Source organism: Glutamicibacter sp. BW78, assembly GCF_002332245.1.
GTDB classification, from domain to species: Bacteria; Actinomycetota; Actinomycetes; order Actinomycetales; family Micrococcaceae; genus Arthrobacter_H; species Arthrobacter_H rhombi_A.
Map to the genome: position 1 here is coordinate 137,575 of NZ_NRGU01000030.1, position 15,006 is coordinate 152,580.

Annotated in this window: 17 protein-coding genes; 5 read left to right on the top strand and 12 right to left on the bottom strand. The window is 63.8% G+C overall.

What is annotated here, in order from left to right; translation table 11 throughout:
- Positions 1–32: 32 nt before the first annotated feature.
- On the top strand, positions 33–1,175 hold the full coding sequence (locus CIK75_RS05025) for a glutamate--cysteine ligase (protein WP_096223355.1): 1,143 nt from the start codon (positions 33–35) through the stop codon (positions 1,173–1,175).
- Between the two features lie 8 nt (positions 1,176–1,183).
- Here CIK75_RS05025 and tsaD read toward each other — a convergent pair whose 3' ends face one another.
- Together tsaD and CIK75_RS05035 are read right to left on the bottom strand one after the other, a co-directional pair.
- Positions 1,184–2,251 carry a tRNA (adenosine(37)-N6)-threonylcarbamoyltransferase complex transferase subunit TsaD gene (gene tsaD / locus CIK75_RS05030; RefSeq protein ID WP_087000392.1) on the bottom strand — a complete coding sequence of 356 codons (1,068 nt, stop codon included), beginning with the start codon at positions 2,249–2,251 and terminating at the stop codon, positions 1,184–1,186.
- Positions 2,252–2,279: 28 nt separating this feature from the next.
- Entirely contained in the window at positions 2,280–3,107 is an 828-nt protein-coding gene (locus tag CIK75_RS05035; protein WP_198962394.1) for a response regulator transcription factor, read from the bottom strand.
- 102 nt (positions 3,108–3,209) lie between these two features.
- Here CIK75_RS05035 and CIK75_RS05040 point away from each other — a divergent pair, with 102 nt between their 5' ends.
- Entirely contained in the window at positions 3,210–4,904 is a 1,695-nt protein-coding gene (locus CIK75_RS05040; protein ID WP_143413273.1) for an ATP-binding protein, read from the top strand.
- A 28-nt stretch (positions 4,905–4,932) separates the two neighbouring features.
- On the opposite strand, the gene CIK75_RS05045 is transcribed toward CIK75_RS05040, so the two are convergent.
- The 4 genes from CIK75_RS05045 to CIK75_RS05060 all read right to left on the bottom strand — a co-directional run bounded on the left by CIK75_RS05045 (position 4,933) and on the right by CIK75_RS05060 (position 7,404).
- The gene (locus CIK75_RS05045) at positions 4,933–5,451 is read right to left on the bottom strand and encodes a hypothetical protein (protein WP_096223357.1); all 519 of its coding nucleotides are present in this window, start codon (positions 5,449–5,451) and stop codon (positions 4,933–4,935) included.
- On the bottom strand, positions 5,448–6,212 hold the full coding sequence (locus tag CIK75_RS05050; protein ID WP_096223358.1) for a signal peptidase I: 765 nt from the start codon (positions 6,210–6,212) through the stop codon (positions 5,448–5,450). Before CIK75_RS05050 ends, CIK75_RS05045 begins: the two co-directional genes overlap by 4 nt.
- Positions 6,213–6,257: 45 nt before the next feature.
- Positions 6,258–6,800 carry a hypothetical protein gene (locus CIK75_RS05055; RefSeq protein ID WP_096223359.1) on the bottom strand — a complete coding sequence of 181 codons (543 nt, stop codon included), beginning with the start codon at positions 6,798–6,800 and terminating at the stop codon, positions 6,258–6,260.
- A gap of 61 nt (positions 6,801–6,861) precedes the next feature.
- Positions 6,862–7,404 carry an alternate-type signal peptide domain-containing protein gene (locus CIK75_RS05060; protein WP_096223360.1) on the bottom strand — a complete coding sequence of 181 codons (543 nt, stop codon included), beginning with the start codon at positions 7,402–7,404 and terminating at the stop codon, positions 6,862–6,864.
- 197 nt (positions 7,405–7,601) lie between these two features.
- Here CIK75_RS05060 and CIK75_RS05065 point away from each other — a divergent pair, with 197 nt between their 5' ends.
- Positions 7,602–8,021: an Hpt domain-containing protein gene (locus CIK75_RS05065; protein ID WP_096223361.1), complete on the top strand. Its 420-nt coding sequence runs from the start codon at positions 7,602–7,604 to the stop codon at positions 8,019–8,021.
- Positions 8,022–8,038: 17 nt separating this feature from the next.
- On the opposite strand, the gene rimI is transcribed toward CIK75_RS05065, so the two are convergent.
- From rimI to rfbA, 6 genes are all read right to left on the bottom strand, one after another.
- Positions 8,039–8,482 carry a ribosomal protein S18-alanine N-acetyltransferase gene (rimI, locus tag CIK75_RS05070; RefSeq protein WP_096223362.1) on the bottom strand — a complete coding sequence of 148 codons (444 nt, stop codon included), beginning with the start codon at positions 8,480–8,482 and terminating at the stop codon, positions 8,039–8,041.
- The gene (gene tsaB / locus CIK75_RS05075) at positions 8,479–9,189 is read right to left on the bottom strand and encodes a tRNA (adenosine(37)-N6)-threonylcarbamoyltransferase complex dimerization subunit type 1 TsaB (protein WP_096223408.1); all 711 of its coding nucleotides are present in this window, start codon (positions 9,187–9,189) and stop codon (positions 8,479–8,481) included. Before tsaB ends, rimI begins: the two co-directional genes overlap by 4 nt.
- A 44-nt stretch (positions 9,190–9,233) precedes the next feature.
- Complete coding sequence (locus CIK75_RS05080) at positions 9,234–9,731, bottom strand: hypothetical protein (protein ID WP_096223363.1); 498 nt, start codon at positions 9,729–9,731, stop codon at positions 9,234–9,236.
- Between the two features lie 79 nt (positions 9,732–9,810).
- Positions 9,811–10,359, bottom strand: a complete 549-nt coding sequence (tsaE, locus tag CIK75_RS05085) for a tRNA (adenosine(37)-N6)-threonylcarbamoyltransferase complex ATPase subunit type 1 TsaE (RefSeq protein ID WP_096223364.1) — start codon at positions 10,357–10,359, stop codon at positions 9,811–9,813.
- Positions 10,352–11,470 carry an alanine racemase gene (gene alr / locus CIK75_RS05090; RefSeq protein WP_241895342.1) on the bottom strand — a complete coding sequence of 373 codons (1,119 nt, stop codon included), beginning with the start codon at positions 11,468–11,470 and terminating at the stop codon, positions 10,352–10,354. Before alr ends, tsaE begins: the two co-directional genes overlap by 8 nt.
- A gap of 132 nt (positions 11,471–11,602) precedes the next feature.
- A complete protein-coding gene (gene rfbA, locus CIK75_RS05095) occupies positions 11,603–12,463 on the bottom strand; it encodes a glucose-1-phosphate thymidylyltransferase RfbA (protein ID WP_087000372.1) in 861 nt (286 codons plus the stop codon).
- 74 nt (positions 12,464–12,537) lie between these two features.
- Between rfbA and rfbB the strand changes: the two genes are divergently transcribed.
- The gene (gene rfbB, locus CIK75_RS05100) at positions 12,538–13,536 is read left to right on the top strand and encodes a dTDP-glucose 4,6-dehydratase (RefSeq protein WP_096223366.1); all 999 of its coding nucleotides are present in this window, start codon (positions 12,538–12,540) and stop codon (positions 13,534–13,536) included.
- A 1-nt stretch (position 13,537) separates the two neighbouring features.
- Complete coding sequence (locus CIK75_RS05105) at positions 13,538–14,974, top strand: bifunctional dTDP-4-dehydrorhamnose 3,5-epimerase family protein/NAD(P)-dependent oxidoreductase (RefSeq protein ID WP_096223367.1); 1,437 nt, start codon at positions 13,538–13,540, stop codon at positions 14,972–14,974.
- Positions 14,975–15,006 lie beyond the last annotated feature (32 nt).

Here is a 15,006-nt window from a genome sequence, read left to right on the forward strand (position 1 = left end):
GGTACTCATACCCACCGACGTCAGGAACGCGGATGCAGATCGATTTCGCCGACTCCCGGCAATCAACGCTCGGCGTCGAGTGGGAAGTTGCGCTCGTGGACCACGAGAGTGGGGACCTGCGATCGGTAGCCCAACAGGTGTTGGAGGGCATTCATGCTGCCCATGGCGGGTTGGATCCCGATGAGGAGCACCCGCATGTGAAGCAGGAGCTGCTGTTGAACACGGTCGAGATCGTGACCGGAGTCTGTGAAACGGTCAGCGAGGCCAAGACCCAGCTCCACGAGAACCTCGGGGTCATCCGCGAGGTCACCGATCCCCTGGGAATCGACCTCTATAGCGCCGGCTCCCACCCCTTCGCCTCCCCCAAGCTGCAGCCGGTCACCGACCAGGAGCGCTACGCCAAGCTCATTGATCGCACCCAGTGGTGGGGCCAACAGATGGTGATCTACGGGGTGCATGTCCACGTCGGCCTGGATCGTCGGGAGAAGGCTCTACCCGTGGTCGATGGCCTGATCAACTACCAGCCCCACTTCCAAGCCCTTTCGGCCTCCAGCCCGTTCTGGGGCGGGGAAGACACCGGCTACGCTTCCCACCGGGCCTTGATGTTCCAGCAGTTGCCCACTGCGGGACTGCCCTACCATTTCGACACCTGGTCGCAATTCGAAGGCTACGTCGCTGACATGCTGCACACCGGTGTCATCGACGACATCTCCGAAATCCGCTGGGATGTCCGCCCGGTCCCCCGGTTCGGAACCGTGGAGATGCGGATCTGCGACGGTTTGTCCTCGCTGCAGGACATCGGCGCCATTGCGGCCCTCACCCAGTGCCTGGTGGATGACATGTCCACCACTTTGGACCACGGCGGCAGCATCGACGTGATGCCTCCCTGGCATCGCACGGAAAATAAGTGGCGGGCCGCCCGCTATGGCATGGACGCGATCATCATCCTCAATGCCGCCGGTGATGAAATGCTGGTCACCGACCACCTGATGCGAGAGCTGAACCGGTTGGAGCCGGTGGCCCGCAAACTGGGGTGCAGTGATGAACTCGCCGACGTCGAACGCATCATCCGGGGTGGAGCCGGCTACCAGTGGCAACGCAAGATCGCTGCCGCCAATTCAGGGGACCTGCGCGCCGTGGTGAAGGACAACATCGCCAGAATGCACATCGCCTGAGCAGCGGGCTACAGGCTGATGGCCGACACCGGTTGGCCGGAATCGGCGGAGAATTCTAGGCCGGTGGGCTCGACCCCCTCCATCACCAGTTGTGAGGCCAGCGCCGCCACCATCGCCCCGTTGTCGGTGCATAACCCGATCCGCGGAACCCTCAACGTGATGCCAGCAGAGGTGCACCGGGCGGCAAGTAGTTCACGCAGGCGCGAGTTCGCCGCGACGCCACCACCGAGCAGAAGGTTGTCCAGCCCGTGTTCGGTGCAGGCCATGATGGCTTTTTTGGTCACCACGTCGACCACCGCTTCCTGGAAGGAGGCGGCGATGTCCGCCACCGGGAGTTCTACGCCGCGGGCCCGGTACTGTTCCACGCAACGGGCCACCGCGGTCTTGAGTCCCGAGAACGAAAAATCGTAGCGGTGTTTTCCCGGGGATTCGGCGGTACCGGTGAATTTCGGCAGCGAAAGCCCGCGGGGAAAGCGGATGGCTTTCGGGTCGCCCTCACGGGCGATCGTGTCGATAACAGGTCCGCCCGGATAGCCCAACCCCAGGAGTCGGGCCACCTTGTCGTACGCTTCTCCGGCAGCATCATCGATGGTGGCCCCGAGCAGCTCCACATCGGAGGCCAGCGAATTCACCCGCAGGATCTCGGTATGTCCCCCGGAGACCAGCAAGGCACCCAGCCGGTCGGGCAGAGCCCCGCCGTCGAGCACCCCCACCCCCACATGGGCTACCAAATGGTTGATGGCATACAGCGGTTTCCCCGAGGCCAGGGCCAAGGCTTTTGCTGCGGCCACTCCGACCATGAGCGCCCCGGAGAGACCGGGGCCCGAGGTGACGGCGAGCGCGTCGACGTCGGCCAGGCGCACGCCGGCAGTGGAGAGGGCTTCCTCCAGTGTCGGTACGAAGGCTTCCAGGTGGGCCCGGGAGGCAATTTCGGGGATGACACCGCCAAAGCGGACGTGTTCGTCCATGGAGGAGGAGACCGTGTTGGCCAGTAGTTCGGCGCCCCGGACGATCCCGATGCCGGTTTCGTCGCAGGAGGATTCAATGCCCAGAACCAGGGGTGCCACGGAAGTCATGGCTCCAGTTTAGTGTCTTGAACTGGGATCATGCCCCTCCTGCGGACTGGCGGGGCCGGGCGGCACGGTAGCCGATGCCACGGACCGTTTCGATCCAGCGGGGCGCCTTCGCGTTGTCCGCGAGCTTGCGCCGAAGGTTCCCGATGTGGACTTCCACGCTGCGCTCGTCTGCTTCGGAGACGAACGTACCGGCGTCGGCATCCTCATCACGCAGTCTTCTGACCAGTGAAGTCTTGGTCCGTACCGTGCGCCCGCCAACCAGAATGGCTTGGAGCAAGGCGAATTCGGTAGGGGTCACTGCGATCTCCGTGCCCTCGGCTTCAATGCAGTAGGAGGCAGAATCCAGCACCAATCCATTGAGGCCCACAGACGTTGTCGACGTCTCCGGTTCTCTTGCGGCCACTTGCTGGCCCGATAATGGTTCCGCGACAGCTGGCGCGGCTGGTGCGCCCGTCGCTGCCGAGGTTTCACCGGATACCCGGTGACGTTCTCGACGGCGCATGATGGCTTCGACCCGGGCCCTCAGTTCCCGGGGGCTGAAGGGCTTGGTCAGGAAGTCATCCGCTCCTGTCTCTAGCCCCAAAATCGTGTCGATCTCATCCGTTCGGGCGGTCAGCATGACGATATGGGCATCTGAACTGTGCCGGATCCTGCGAGCCACTTCGAAACCGTCGATATCGGGCAGGCCCAGGTCCAGCGTGACCAGATCGGGTGCATTCCGTTTCACCAGTTCCACTCCGTCGTTTCCCAATGCCGTGGCGTGAACAACGAATCCGGATTGCGACAGCACTGCCTCCAAAAGTCCCCGGATATCTTCGTCATCCTCGACAACGACGGCCACGCGATGTTCCTGCACAACGAACTCCCCAGTATCGACGGCGATGCGAGCCTTCAGTCTATCGTCGGAGCCCGTGCCCTGCGGCACAGGTCGGGCTCCGGTACCCCGTAGGCTGAATGGGTGAACGAACGCGTTGATGCACCAGCCCGTCCCCTCTCCCCTGCCGCTCGCCTCCGACGCGTTCTGCGCATCGGCTTCCTCCGTGAACCTCTTCCCGCAATGGGAGCCCGGGGGCTCGCCTCGGTGAACCAGCTCCCCTCGGCGATTGCCGCACTCATCGTCATCGTCCTCTTTTTGGTGGCCGATACTCAGGCGGCGCTCTCGGCCCCCGGTGTGTGGATCGGCTTTGTCGCCATAGCTGCTGCTACCGTCGCCGCATCCGTGCTGCCGTGGACGCGCTGGCCCGAGCCAGTCGTGCTCCTCGTACCGCTGATGGACATGCTGGCCTTCTTCGTGATGTCGCTCGCTGGCTTTAAGACCTTGACCGGTATTTCGATTCTGATGGCCCTGCCGTTGTTCTGGTTGGCGTGGTCCCGTTATCGGACCGGCCTCGTTCTGGCGGTCTCTTTCCTCCTGCCACTCGGCGTGGTCTGGGGCCAGACGATCCTCGCGGGTTCGGAGCTTTCAACAAAGGCCCTCATCAAACCGCTGCTAGTCCCCGTCGTTCTCTTTGCCTTCACGATGACCATTGCCGTCATGTCCCTGGCCGTCGCCCGGGCCCAAAGGAGCGCTCGCCGCGCGCTGGAGAAGGCGGAAAGACACGCGGTGCTAGTCAACACGGTCCTCAATACAGCCAACGTCGGCGTCGTCGTGGTCGACGAAGGCGGCCACGATCTGATGATGAACGACACCCAGCGAACCATCCACGACTCCCTCATCCCCGAGGACGATAGTGATCCGAATGAGGCGGGGCTGTTGATCTTCGGTGCCGACCGGACCACACCGCTACCGGCGGACCAGCGTCCGGTCCGCCGCGCAGTCCTCGGAGAGGACTACTCGGGCCAACTGGTCTGGGGAGGCCGACCAGACGCAATGCGCGCGTTCAACGCCTCCGCCAGCCAGATGCTCCTCGATGGCCAACACCATGGAGCGGTGATCGCCTTCCACGACGTCACCGACCTTCTGGAGGCCCTCGCTGCCAAAGACCAATTCCTGGCCACGGTGAACCACGAACTGCGTACCCCGCTGACCTCCATCGTCGGATACTTGGAGATGGCCTCCGAGTCCGCGGACCTTGACCCAGCGGTGAAGGTGTATCTGCGAGTGGCCGAACGCAATGCCGAACGCTTACTGGCCCTCGTGGGGGATTTGCTCGATGCCGCCGCCGGCAAAGTGGAGATCTCGAGGAAACCGGTGGATCTCACGGAAGTGCTCGAGGGTTGCCTGCCCTCGCATAGCGCGCGTGCTGAACGGCTGGCTGTCAGTTTGAGCGCCAAGGTGACGAACCGACTTGATCTGCTCGGCGACGAGCGTCGGCTCGGACAGATCGTGGATAATCTGCTCTCCAACGCACTCAAATACACCCCTGCAGGCGGCTGCGTCAACGTCTCGACGTATCGCTCCGTGACCGGTGATCCGATACTGGAGGTTACGGATACGGGCCAGGGCATGACCATGGACGAGTTGGAACGCCTTTTTACCCGTTTCTACCGGACCGACACGGTCCGGAGGTCCGCCATCCCGGGGGCCGGTCTGGGACTGTCGATCACCAAGGAACTGGTGGAAGAACACGGCGGATCAATCAGCGTCAGCAGCGAGCCGGGGATCGGCAGCACGTTCAAGGTGCAGTTCCCCGACCTAGATATTCAAACTTAGAACGCCGTCACGAGATGATTTTTGGTCCCTAACCACAAGAAGCCTTGATATTGCCCAAGAATCGCATATCTACCGTGACTGTCTTCTGGACTGGTTCGGTGGCGATCCCCAGATACGAGGGAGTCAGGGAAAGGGAGAAGCTGGTCGTTTTCAACCACTCACTAGTCACGGGGAGCTTGGCGGTCGCTTGTCCGCCTTTGTTGACTTTCACCTTTTCGGTATGAACTGTCTGCGCCACATCAATGATGGTCACTTCTACTAGATCTGCATCCACGGGAGGGGTGAAGGCGACATTCAGGATGCCTTCGCTCTTCGGCCAATTAAAGTCAGGAGAACACTTCACTGATGCGCCTGACATCAATTGCGGTGCCCATACGCCGGTAGTCACGCTGGTGACTGCCGTGCCGTTTTGGCTCCACAGGGCATGTGCACCGGTCCCGGTAATACCCATGATGACGACAACGGCATACACGATGGCTGCCAGACGTACTCGTGAGGACTTTCGGGTGGTTTCCGTGACGGTCGCGGAGGCCTGCTTGCAGCTCATCGGGAGACCCTTTCGTGGCGGCTGCGTCCACGCGGACGCGGCCCATCTATTGAATGGACGGTGCGGGTTGAACGGACCACCGGTGGTGTTTCGAGTTCGGGCCACGAGTGGCCGAGTGAAACAGCGGGTTCGGCAGCAACATCCGGGTTCGCCATGGCTTCGTTCTCAGCCAGGATCTGCTCGCCGGCCGCCTCTGCCGGTTTGCTGGACTTCCGCCGCCGGGTCAGGATTCCGCCAACCACGTTCCACCCGCCGTAGCCGATGAGGGCCAGGGCGGCGATCTGTGCGCCCAGACCGCGGTCCTGGTTGCCCAGCCAGTTCGCCAGAAACCCTGCGTAGGGCACGGCGTAGAAGAGTTTCCCGCGGACCTGGACCTCACGAACAGGTTCCTCGTCGGGCAGGGAGTTGTTGTCCCCCTGGGTGATCAACAAGGTATTTCCCTGCTGGTCGGCACTGGTCGAAACGATGCGGTGGGTGATCACGTCGGCTTGCCCGGATTCGAGCTGGTAGGTGATCACATCCCCCACCGAGAGGTCTCCGAACGCCGCCGGCCGGGAGATCAGCAAGGTCCCTGGGGGAAGATGAGGCCGCATCGAGTTGGTCAGTACGGAGTAGGTCTGCGAGCCGGTCGCCATCGGCACGATAATCAGTACCGCCGCAGCGAAGACAGCAAGAACCAGCGCGACGAGACTCAATGCGCTGCCCAGCAGGGAGGTCGTGGAGCCGTGGTTCGTGGTTTTCGAAGCTGCGTGCTGTGCCATGGTGTCCTTCACTGTGGGGTCAAACGGGGAACGAGTGGGTGGGGCTCAGAGTTGGGTGGCTGCGAGCTTGACGCTGACACTGTTCGTCTGCCCGCCCGACGTTGCCGGGACTTTGTCCTGCAAGGTCACCTTCACGCACAGGGTGGCTTGGCCATTTTGCGCCAAGTCAACGGTGGCACTGGTCTGCCCGGAGCAGTTGCCCGTCGTGGAAATCCCGGCCGTTGCCGCCAATCCGGGGGTCTTCGCCCCGGAAACGACGGCTGGCGAAGCCGTGAGCCGAATCCTGAACGCGCCACTGCCGGCGTTGGTCGCATTCGTGACAGCAACCGGCAGAGTGCGGGTCTCCCCTGGTTGCAGGTTGGTGACTGCCGGAAGGGTGACCGTCGCTGGCACGCCGTTGGCGGATAGGCGTTGCTCGTTCCCCGAGGCGGTCTTGAGCAAGACCGCGAAGTCCGCAGCCTGGACCGTCCCAGCCCCCGACCCGGTAGCGGTGTTCCACACGGCAAGGCTTCCCTGCACGCTGCCGAGGGCAAGAACGACGGAGACAATGAGCAGTGCTGCTGTCTTCAGCGCCGACGTCGTTCTCATGTGATCCTCCCGGACCTTCGGTGGTGTGGCGTGCTTCGGTGTGATGGGCCGCGACGCGGTCCTAGTCGCTGGAGGAGGCGATCTGGTCCAGCTTGTAGCCGACCTTGCTGAAGTCGTACTTCGCGTTCGTGTCGCTCAGGCCGGAGGTGCTGGCCTTGAAGTCGAAGGTCACCGAGGCGGTGTAGCGGCCGTCCTGGGTCAGCTCCTGGCCGATCACGCTCTTGCTAGAAGAGTCCTTGATGTCCACGGCACTGACGGTGTAGTTCGCAGCGTTGAAGGTTCGGTCCCCGGTCAGCGCGGTATCTGTGACGCTGAGCTGTGCCTTCAGCAGGTCCCCCGTCAGAGTGACTTCGACCGGCTGGGTGAACTTCAGCGAGTCCCCCGGAACGATCTTGTAGGTTCCGTCCTTGACCTTGGCGGTGACGTTGGTTCCGGCAGAGTTCGTCCAGGAGGCCGCTTCGGCCTTCAGTCCCATGTCCCCGGAGACGATCGTTCCGGCGTTTGCCTGGGCGCTGGTGTTCCACACGGCCAGCGATCCACCTCCACCGATCAATAGTGCAACGCCGAGTCCGGTGGCCAGTGCACCCTTGGTCATCTTGTTCATGGTGTCTCCCTCATAACCGCTACCGGCGACCTGTTTCCCCGGCTGTTGGAACCAGCATCATCGGGGTGCATCAAGAACAGCCCCTGAGTTGACAAAAGTTTTACACAAGATCAGCGCTGTCGTGTCGTGCCTGATCTTGAGCAGGTCTTGAGCATTGCTTGAGCGGTTTCGGTAGGAGCGAGGCCCAACATGGGAGCATGACCGACAATCACCGTCCGGAGCGCTCGGGGCCCAGCGGGCGGGTCTGCCCGTCAGTGCTCTGGGCCTTGGCCGATCAGGTGGGCGAGGGCGAAGCCGCGGCCTTCATGGACCGGTTCATCGGACTGTGGCCCCAGCGGTGCCACCGCCTGCACCGGGCGGTGAATCAGCACGACGCCGAAGCAGGACTGGATGCGGCGCTTTCACTGAGCACCGCCGCCTCCATGGTGGGAGCCAGCAGTTTGGGGGCTCTCGCTTCGCGCCTGCATGAGGGGATTTCCTCGGCAAGCACCCCAGGTGCGTGGCGGGATGTGGTGGCCATGTTGGACGAGCTCGATCAGTTGGGCAACGAAACGATCTCCGACATCGACCGGCTGCGTCGGAGCCTCATGTCCGCCGACGAAAAAGGCCACGGCTGATCAACGGCCGGACAGGCTCAGCCCCTCAGGCCCAGTTTCATGATCCTGGCGTCCACACCGCCGGGATAGTATCCGCGCCGGGTGTGGATATGCTCGAACCCTAGATGTTCATAAAGTCCCTGGGCGCGGGGATTATCGGCACGCACCTCCAACAGGACATCCTTCGCTCCACGTTCGGTGGCCTCGGAGATGAGTCCACGCAGCAGCGTGGATCCGATCCCGCGCCCCTCGTAGGCGAGAAGGACGGCAATGGTCTGGACATCGGCCAAGGGCAGCACGCACATCATGCCGCAGTAAGCCACAATCCGCCCTTCGTCCTCCGCCACCCAGTAGCGTCGGGTTCCGGTCTGCCTCAACTCCTCGTGGAACATGCGCAACGGCCAGGCGTCCTCGGGGAAGAGCTCTCGTTCCATCTCCCACACGGCCGGGATATCTGCTTCGGTCATCTCGCGGAACTTCATGAGGCAGGGGTCCCCTTCATCTGCCGCGGCACCTTGGCATCGGATTCGCGCAGGTACAACGGGGTGGTGGACAGCAGCTCCTGGCCCCGGCCCAGGACCCGGATGGCCCAGGCGCCCAGCGAGGCTGCCGCGGGCCGGCGCTCGGCGAAGCCAGGATCCACCCTCGCCCCGACGGCTTCCAACCGTTCCGCATACAGCCCGGCTCCGGCACCGTGCATCGGCAGTGCCGGCAGGGTCTCCGCGGTTCCGACCTGTGGCCCATCAACCAGTTCCCCAGCTGCTGTGTAACGGGCCCAATACAGTTCCTTGCGCCGGGCGTCGATGGCGACACAGAATCCGCCGTCACCTGATTCGGCCCGGCCACCACGTTCCCTTTCGGACATCACGTCCCAGGCGATCGCGTCCAGACTCATGACCCCGTGGACGGGTATTCCCCAGACGAAACCCAGGGTGCGGGCGGTGGCAATGCCCACACGCAACCCCGTGAAGGGCCCGGGGCCGACACCGACGACGATGCCATCCAGTTCGGTGCCGGCAATCCCCGCCTCGGTCAGCAAGGAGTCGATGCCGGGGGCCAGGACCTCGGAGTGGGTGTTCGTTTCCGTGGTTTCGAAAGAGGCGAGCACCTCGGAGGGACGGTCGGTGGAAGGTTGCGAGAGCACTGCCGCGGAGGCAGCTGCGGACGTATCTATGGCCAGAATGAGCACCGGTCCATCGTATGCCGGTCCGGCCCCACGTGTCAGCCGGGCTCTCAGGCGGCCCACACCATCCGCTCTTCCAATGCATCGAAGTCGGCGATGAAGTGGCTGAAATGATCCAGCGTGCAGGTCGCCGCAATTTCCAGTGTGGTCGCCCCGGCGTCGATGACCCACCGCCGGGTGAACAGGGCCACCCCACGATGCCTGTGGGTGAGATCCATCCTCCACGCCTGCTGGCCGGCCATGGTGGAGGCGGCCTCCTCGATGATGTGCAGCCCCTCGATCCCCTCCAGCAGGTCCCGGGAGGGGTATTCGACGGCGATGATCGTGCTGGGCAGTGCCGTGGATTCGGGGCGTCGGGAATCAAGCTCCCTGCTGATCGAGTCCAGGATGTCCAGCCCGTGGACGGTGACCGGCACAGCGTCGCTGCCCACGAACAGTTGGGTGTGTTCCGGTGGCGGCGGGGCTCCGGTATGAAAAGCCAGAAAGCGGCATCCTGCGGTCTCGATCTGCTGCCAGCCCGCTGGCAGCTGCGCGCTGACCTTCAACATTTCCGTCCGGCTTCCATCCGATCCACCCTAGGGCGGCGGCCCGGAACCCGCGATGGGGAGAACTCCCCATCCGGTGGCTTCAGAACAGTCGGTGGTCCGCCCATCGGGGCCCGAAGGCGGCAATGGTCAGGGTCCGCGGATCCTCGTCCTCTGTTTCGGAGTAGTCCAGCACGAGTTCGCCGCCCGGTTCGGCCATGGTTTCGCCGGTGGCACGCAGCAGGGCGATCTCCAGGCGTGAGTCGCTGAGCTGCTCGGCTTTACCGGCGCCCCATTCGATCACGGTGACCGCCGATTCCAGGCTCTGGTCCAGGTCCAAGTCGTCGAGTTCGGCGGCCGTTCCGAGGCGGTAGGCGTCCACGTGGACCAGATCGGGGCCGCCACGGGTGGACGGGTGGATCCGTGAGAGCACAAAGGTCGGCGAAATGATCCCTGACCGCACCCCCAAACCGGCACCCAGTCCTTGGGTGAACGTCGTTTTCCCGGCACCGAGTTCACCGTTGAGCAGGATCAGGTCCCCGGCTTCCAGCTGTTCTCCCATGCTGGCTGCCAGTTCCTGGGTCGCCGTCGCCGACTGGGCAGTCAGCTCGACCGTCCAGACCGGGAGGGTCCCCACTGCCGGTTCAGCCATCGGCTGGCCCCCATGAGCCCTCAACGTAGACCCGCGGGACGCGTTGGGAGACCCGAGTGACGATCTCGTAGTTGATGGTGCCCGCCGCGGTGGCCCAGGCATCGGCTGCTGGCCCGTCACCGCCGAACAGGACGGCTTCGGTTCCCACCAGGGTTTCAGGATCTTCGAGGGGACCCAGGTCAACAACGAACTGGTCCATGGCGATCCTGCCGCGGCTGGGTAAGACTCGTCCGTCCACCAGCACCGGCGCCTCCACCGCTGAACGCGGTACCCCGTCACCGTAACCGAGCGGGATGAGGCCCAGCGTCGTGGCTTCCCCCGTGCGGTAGGTCAGCCCGTAGGACACCCCCTGGCCCTTCGGCACCTTCTTCACGTTCGTCACCCGGGCGACCAAGCGCATGGCAGGGCGCAACCCCAACTCAGTCGAACTCTGGTCAGCGAAGGGGCTCAGCCCGTACATGCCCAAGCCCAGGCGGACCAGGTCGAAGTGCGCATCCGGACGAGACAGAATGGCCGGGGTGTTCGCCGCATGCCTGACCTCGAGGTCGAAACCTGCGTCTTCGGTCAGGCTGACGGCCTCACGGAAGGCCGCCAGTTGTTCATCGGTCTCTTCGCGGTCAGGTTCATCGGCAACGGCCAGGTGGGTGAAGACCCCCACCACGCGCAGTAAGCCGTCCTCCTGGTAGGCATTCGCGGCGCCGAGTAGTTCATCCCAGCGGTCCGGCGGGCAACCGTTGCGGCCCAGACCGGTATCGATTTTCAGGTGCACCCGGGCGGGCAGCTCGGCCTGTTGGGCTGCCGCAGCGATATATTCCAGTTCCCAGCCGCTGGAAACTCCCAGGTCGATATTGGCGGTGATGGCTTCGGCGAACGGGGAGTCGATGGTGTGCAGCCACGCCAACAGCGGCGCCGTCACGCCGGCAGCGCGGATGGGTAGCGCCTCACTGATGTGGGCGGCCCCGATCCACCCGGCTCCTGCCTGCAGGGCAGCCTGGACGACGGGGATCGTTCCGTGGCCGTAGGCATCGGCTTTCACCACCGCCATCACGGTGGCCGGCGCCGCCAATTCGATCACCCGCTTGACGTTGTCTCGGATGGCCGAGAGGTCGATTTCGGCGCGGCGTTCGAAGCCGGGGGCAGTCCCGGGACTTCCGGCAACGCCGGGCCCGGTGAGGGGGTCAAGGTTCGCAGTCACGGTTCCATTCTCGCACTTGGCCTGCGGCCGCGGGCTCAGCGAGGCGTCTCAGTGCAGCAATTCCAGCAGGTAGGCCCCGTATCCGCTCTTGAGAAGCGGGCGGGCCAGCGCTTCGAGCTCGGCATCGGAAATGAACCCCTGCCGCCATGCGATCTCTTCCGGGGCGCTGATCTTCAGCCCCTGCCGGGCATCCACCGTGCGAATGTAGTTCGACGCATCGTTCAGTGATTCGAAGGTCCCGGTATCTAGCCACGCCGTACCGCGGGCCAGCACCGAAACCTGCAGCTGGCCCATCTCCAGGTAGCGTCGGTTGACGTCGGTGATTTCCAGTTCCCCGCGAGGCGATGGTTTCAGCCCCCGAGCGATCTCCACGACCTGGTGGTCATAAAAATACAGTCCCGGGATCGCATATTTGCTGCGCGGTTTCTCGGGTTTCTCCTCCAGCGAGACGGCCCGGCCCGTGGTATCGAATTCGACGACACCGTAGGCGGTCGGATCGGCCACCTGGTAGCCGAAGATGGCAGCGCCTTCCAGGTCAGCGAGCTTCTGCAGCTGGGTGCCCATGCCGGAGCCGTAGAAGATGTTATCGCCCAAGACGAGCGCCACGTTGCCGCCGTTGATATGTTCTTCCCCGATCAGGAAGGCCTGGGCGAGGCCGTCAGGGGATTCCTGGACGGCGAAATCCAGGGTGATCCCCCATTGCGACCCGTCCCCCAGCAGCCTGCGGAATTGCTCCACGTCCTGGGGTGTGGTGATCAACAGAATGTCCTTGATGCCAGCCAACATCAGGGTCGCCAGCGGGTAGTAGATCATCGGCTTGTCATAGACCGGAACGAGTTGTTTGCTGATGCCCTGGGTGATCGGGTGCAGCCGCGACCCCGTACCACCGGCCAGAATAATTCCCCTCATGGGCCTTACGCTACGTTGCCACGAGACGAATGCGGAAGAGTGCGACGCCGGTGCCACCGGGTAACCTGAATCTCATGGACAAACTTGTGGTCACCGGTGGCGCCGGTTTCATTGGTTCGAACTTCGTGCACTATCTGATGGAGAACACGGATACCCAGATCACCGTGTTGGACAAGATGACGTATGCCGGCAACCGGGCTTCACTGCAGGGGCTGGACCCCCAACGCTTTCGGCTGGTCGAGGGCGATATCTGCGATGCGGCCCTGGTGAACCAGCTGGTGGGTGAGGCGGACGCCGTCGTGCACTATGCGGCGGAATCGCATAACGACAATTCCTTACGCGACTCGCGCCCCTTCCTGGATACGAACATCATCGGCACTTACACGCTGCTGGAGGCCGCCCGCACCCACGATGTGCGCTACCACCACATCTCCACCGACGAGGTGTACGGGGATCTGGCCCTCGATGAGCCCCAACGGTTCACCGAGCACACCCCCTATAACCCCTCCAGCCCCTACTCCTCGACCAAGGCGGGCTCGGATCTACTGGTCCGGGCGTGGGTGCGTTCCTTCGGGGTGCGGGCCACCCTGAGCAACTGTTCGAATAACTACGGCCCCTACCAGCACGTGGAGAAGTTCATTCCACGCCAGATCACCAACCTCATCGACGGGGTCCGTCCACGGCTTTATGGCAGCGGGGAGAACGTGCGCGATTGGATCCACGCCAACGATCATTCCAGCGCCGTGTGGAGAATCCTGACCGCAGGCCGGATCGGGGAAACCTACCTCATCGGTGCCGACGGGGAACGCAATAATCTCCAGGTGGTGCAGTCGCTCCTGGGCATCATGGGCCGGGATCCCGACGATTTCGACCACGTCACCGATCGTGCCGGCCACGACCTGCGCTATGCCATCGACTACACCAAACTGCGCACCGAACTGGGGTGGACCCCCGCCCACGCAGATTTCGATTCAGGTTTGGCGGACACTGTGGACTGGTACCGCAACAACGAATCCTGGTGGCGCCCCCAGAAGGCCGCCACCGAAGCCACCTATCGGGCAGCCGGGCACTGAGATGACCACGCCTCAGCCCCCGACGGCCCCACTGGTCACCGCTTCGGAGACGATTCCCGGCCTGTTGGTGGTCCGCCTGCCAGTTCACGGGGACAACCGCGGCTGGTTCAAGGAGAACTGGCAGCGGGCGAAGCTGGTCGCCCTGGGACTACCTGACTTCGGTCCCGTCCAGAACAACATTTCCTTCAACGCCGCCGTGGGCACCACCCGCGGTATCCATGCCGAGCCCTGGGATAAATACGTTTCCGTCGCCACCGGCAAGATTTTTGGTGCGTGGGTGGATCTACGTGCCGGGGAAACCTTCGGGAAGGTCTTCACCCTGGAGGTGGATTCCTCCACAGCAGTCTTCGTGCCCCGCGGGGTCGGCAACGCCTTCCAGACACTCAAACCCGATACCGCCTACACCTACCTGGTCAACGACCATTGGTCGGCCGCAGCCCTCGAGAAGTACGCGTTCTTGAACCTCGCCGATGAAACGGCAGCCATCGACTGGCCGATCCCGCTTGAACGGGCGGAACTTTCCGCCAAGGACCGCCAACACCCCCGTCTGGCTGATGTCGCAGCGGTCACCCCCCTGAAGACGCTGATCCTCGGGGCGGGAGGCCAGCTCGGGGCGGCCCTCAAGGGGCGCTTCGCCGGCCGGGAAGACGTGGACTTCGCCACCCGCACCGAACTCGACCTCACCGATGCCACAGCTCTGGCAGGCCACGACTGGTCGGCCTACTCCACGGTCATCAATGCCGGCGCCTACACCCGGGTCGACGAAGCCGAAACCGCTGCCGGAAGGGTAGAGGCCTGGGCGGCCAACGCCACCGGCGTCGCCGCCCTGGCCCGGATCTGCACCGAGAATTCCCTGACCCTGGTGCACCTCTCCAGCGACTACGTCTTCGACGGGACAGCAGCCGACGCCTATCCCGAGGATGCTCCGTTGGCGCCGCTGGGGGTGTACGGACAATCGAAGGCCGCCGGAGATCTGGCAGCATCCACGGTTCCGCGCCATTATCTGATCCGCACCAGCTGGGTGATCGGCGAGGGCAACAACTTCGTGAAGACCATGCTCTCCCTGGCCAGACGAGGTATCGAACCAGCGGTGGTCAACGACCAGTACGGGCGGCTGACCTTCACCGATACCATCGCCGATGGTATCGCCCACCTGCTCGACAGTGGGGCCGAGTACGGCACCTATAACCTGACCAATGGCGGGCCGTCAGCTAGTTGGGCCGATATCGCCGCCGAAGTCTTCGCCGCTGCCGGGCGCGAGCGTGGCGCCGTGACCGGGGTCAGTACCGCCGAGTACTTCGCCGGCAAACAGGCGGCCCCCCGACCGCTGAATTCCCTGCTGGACCTGGGCCGGATCCGGGCCACCGGCTTCAGTCCCGGGGACCACTTCGCAGCCCTGCGCAGCTATCTGGACCCCACCGTGGACGAGCCCCGCTAAGTCCTCGACCCACCCCGTCGGCCACGGTCACG

What these genes read in the sequence shown, in the direction of transcription:
- CIK75_RS05025 (WP_096223355.1), top strand. Translation starts at nt 33, where the DNA reads ATGCAGATCGATTTCGCCGACTCCCGGCAATCAACGCTCGGCGTCGAG.
- tsaD (WP_087000392.1), bottom strand. Translation starts at nt 2,251, where the DNA reads ATGACTTCCGTGGCACCCCTGGTTCTGGGCATTGAATCCTCCTGCGAC.
- CIK75_RS05045 (WP_096223357.1), bottom strand. Translation starts at nt 5,451, where the DNA reads ATGAGCTGCAAGCAGGCCTCCGCGACCGTCACGGAAACCACCCGAAAG.
- CIK75_RS05050 (WP_096223358.1), bottom strand. Translation starts at nt 6,212, where the DNA reads ATGGCACAGCACGCAGCTTCGAAAACCACGAACCACGGCTCCACGACC.
- CIK75_RS05055 (WP_096223359.1), bottom strand. Translation starts at nt 6,800, where the DNA reads ATGAGAACGACGTCGGCGCTGAAGACAGCAGCACTGCTCATTGTCTCC.
- CIK75_RS05060 (WP_096223360.1), bottom strand. Translation starts at nt 7,404, where the DNA reads ATGAACAAGATGACCAAGGGTGCACTGGCCACCGGACTCGGCGTTGCA.
- CIK75_RS05065 (WP_096223361.1), top strand. Translation starts at nt 7,602, where the DNA reads ATGACCGACAATCACCGTCCGGAGCGCTCGGGGCCCAGCGGGCGGGTC.
- rimI (WP_096223362.1), bottom strand. Translation starts at nt 8,482, where the DNA reads ATGAAGTTCCGCGAGATGACCGAAGCAGATATCCCGGCCGTGTGGGAG.
- CIK75_RS05080 (WP_096223363.1), bottom strand. Translation starts at nt 9,731, where the DNA reads ATGTTGAAGGTCAGCGCGCAGCTGCCAGCGGGCTGGCAGCAGATCGAG.
- tsaE (WP_096223364.1), bottom strand. Translation starts at nt 10,359, where the DNA reads ATGGCTGAACCGGCAGTGGGGACCCTCCCGGTCTGGACGGTCGAGCTG.
- rfbA (WP_087000372.1), bottom strand. Translation starts at nt 12,463, where the DNA reads ATGAGGGGAATTATTCTGGCCGGTGGTACGGGGTCGCGGCTGCACCCG.
- rfbB (WP_096223366.1), top strand. Translation starts at nt 12,538, where the DNA reads ATGGACAAACTTGTGGTCACCGGTGGCGCCGGTTTCATTGGTTCGAAC.
- CIK75_RS05105 (WP_096223367.1), top strand. Translation starts at nt 13,538, where the DNA reads ATGACCACGCCTCAGCCCCCGACGGCCCCACTGGTCACCGCTTCGGAG.